The organism is Streptomyces sp. NRRL WC-3549 (genome assembly GCF_000721935.1).
In the GTDB taxonomy this organism is placed as follows: Bacteria; Actinomycetota; Actinomycetes; order Streptomycetales; family Streptomycetaceae; genus Streptomyces.
The window spans coordinates 25,041-27,686 of the sequence record NZ_KL585462.1 but is presented as its reverse complement, the minus strand read 5'-3'; the positions used below and the strand labels follow the sequence as shown (position 1 = coordinate 27,686).

The 2,646-nt window shown below is 74.6% G+C and carries 1 protein-coding gene; it reads left to right on the top strand.

The features are described from left to right. The coding region (locus IH13_RS0136070; protein WP_158791523.1) for an SDR family NAD(P)-dependent oxidoreductase at nt 1–2,540 on the top strand (2,540 nt) is incomplete at its 5' end. Nucleotides 2,541–2,646: the final 106 nt, after the last annotated feature.

Below are 2,646 nucleotides of genomic sequence, written 5' to 3'. Positions count from 1 at the left end.
CCGGGATCGTGGCCGAGCCGTTCCCGGCCCGTCCGGTACCGGTGTCGCTGCGCGCGGGCGTCCGCCGGGTGCGCACCCTGGAGCGGGTCGAACTGCCCACCGCCCCCGCCCCCCGCTTCCGCCCGGGCGGTGTCTACCTGGTCGTCGGCGGGCTCGGCGCCGTAGGCCGGGACACCTGCAGGCACCTGGCCCGCGACTACGGCGCGAAGCTGGTCGTGGTCGGCCGCTCCCCGCTCGACGAGTCCAGACGGCAGGTCGTCGCGGAGTTGGAGAAGGAGGGAGCCGAGGTCCGGTATCTCGCCCTCGACGCCACCGGCCCGGACGCGCTGAAGGAGGCCGTCGACATCGCCGTTCAGGAGTTCGGATCCCTGCACGGGGTGATCAACGCCGCGATGGTGCTGGTCAACCAGGTGCTGAGGGAGCTGCCCGAGGACGGCCTGCGGACCGCTCTGGAGTCCAGGACCGACACCACCTGGACCCTGCTGCAGGCGGTGCGCGACGTGCCGCTGGACTTCGCGCTCCTCTACTCGTCCGGCGTGACCTTCGAGGGCAACCACGGCCAAGCCGGCTACGCCGCCGGCTGCGCCTTCGCCGACGCCTGCGCCCTGCACGCCGCCCGTACTCTGCCCTTCCCGGTGCGGGTCCTCAACCTCGGCTACTGGCACGCGGGCGGCGACCCGGAGCGGGAGGGGGTGCTGCGCCGCTTCCGGGCCGCCGGCATCCGGCCGCTGAGCGCCGAGCAGGGCATGACGGTCGTCGAGCGGACCCTCGCGGCCGGGTTGCCCCAGGTGTTCGCCCTGGACGCCGACCGGTCCATCCTGGACAACCTCGGCATCGACCCCGACCGCACCCTGAGCGTGCTGCCGGGCGGCGCCCCCGTCCCGCTGCCCGAAGTCCGCTTCCCGGGCGAGGCCGGAGCCCACCGTGAACTGGCCGCCCACCAGCGTGCGGCCGCCGAGGCGGAGGAGCTGGCGCTGCGCCTGCTGGCGTCGGTGCTCGACCGGGCCGGCCTGTTCGGCGTGGGCGAGGCATCCAGAGAGGAACTCGGCGCCCGCCTGGCCGTGGTGCCCGAGCACGCCGCGCTGTTCCAGGCGCAGCTGGACATGCTGGCCGAGGCGGGCTGGCTGACCGTCACGGACACGGGCCGCATCCGCCCGACGGGCCGCAGGACCACACCGGAGGGTGAACTGCTCGCTGAGGCCGGGCGATTGGCGGAGCGCCATCCGCCCCTCGCACCGGTCGTCGGACTCGTCGGTGCCTGCCTGACCGCGCTGCTCGACGTGCTCACCGGCCGTCGCCCGGCCATGGAGGTCCTCTTCCCCGAGGGCTCCACCGAGCAGGTGGCCGCCGTCTACCGGGGCGACCCGGTCACCGACCGCTGCAACGGGGAAGTGGCACGGCTCGTCGCGGAGCAGGTGCGGGCCCGCCGGGTCGCGGACCCCACCGCCCCGGTGCGGATCCTGGAGGTCGGGGCCGGCACGGGCGGCACCACGGCGGCCGTGCTTTCCGCCCTCGCCGCCTCCGGCGACGGTGTCGAGTACGTCTTCACCGACGTCTCCCCGGCCTTCGTCCGCAAGGCCAGGAACCGCTTCGGCGCGCAGTACCCCTTCACCCGCTTCGAGGTGCTGGACATCGAGGCCGACCCGGCCGGGCAGGGCCCGGCCTCTGGCGCCCACGACGTGGTGCTCGCCACCAACGTCCTGCACGCCACCCGGCGGCTGTCCGACACGCTGACCGGGGTCAAGCGGCTGTTGCGGCGGGGCGGCGCCCTGCTGCTGGTGGAGGGCACCCGGGCGCGGCACCAGTGGGCGCTCGTCTTCGGCCTGACGAGCGGCTGGTGGCTGTTCTCGGACCCCGAGCAGCGCATGCCCCGCTCCCCGCTGGCGAGCGAACGCCAGTGGCGGGACGTACTGGCCGCGTGCGGCTTCACGGACATCAGCGCGGCTGCCCCGACGACGGAGGCCGGACCGGCCTTCCAGAGCGTCCTCGCCGCCGTCAGCGACGGCGTGGTGCCCGGTGACGGACAGGTTCCGGGGGCCCGGCGCGTACCGAGGCCCACCCCGGCTCCGGCTCCTGCGCCGGCTTCCGCCGCGGCCCCGGTGGCTCCCGTCTCCCCGGCCTCCCAGGACGACCCCCTGCGCCAGGTGACTAACGTCTTCGCCCGCGTTCTGGAGATGGCCCCCGACCAGCTCGACCCCGACCTCACCTTCGAGAACTACGGCGTGGACTCGCTGGTCGTGCTGGAGCTGACCCGCGCCCTGGAAGCCGTCTACGGACCCCAGCCGGCGACCCTGCTGTTCGAACGGATCACCATCAGGCAGCTGGCCGGGCACTTCGGTGCCCCGGCGCACGGCCCAGCAGCCCCCGGCACCGCCACGACCACCGTCGCCACGACCCGGCCCACCGCCCCCGCGGGGCACGGACCCGCCGCGACCGGCGATGCCGAACGCCTGGTCGCGGGCCTGTCCGACGCGGCCGTCGACGAGCTGCTGGCCGAACTGCTCTCCCAGCGCGGGGAATCCGAAGGAGGCGGACGATGACTGCCGAGCCGTTCAGCTGTGTCGTGATCGGCGAGGAGACCCTCCTCGTCGAGTGCACCAGGCTGCTCGTGGCCCGCGGACACACGGTGGCCGCCGTGGTCACCCT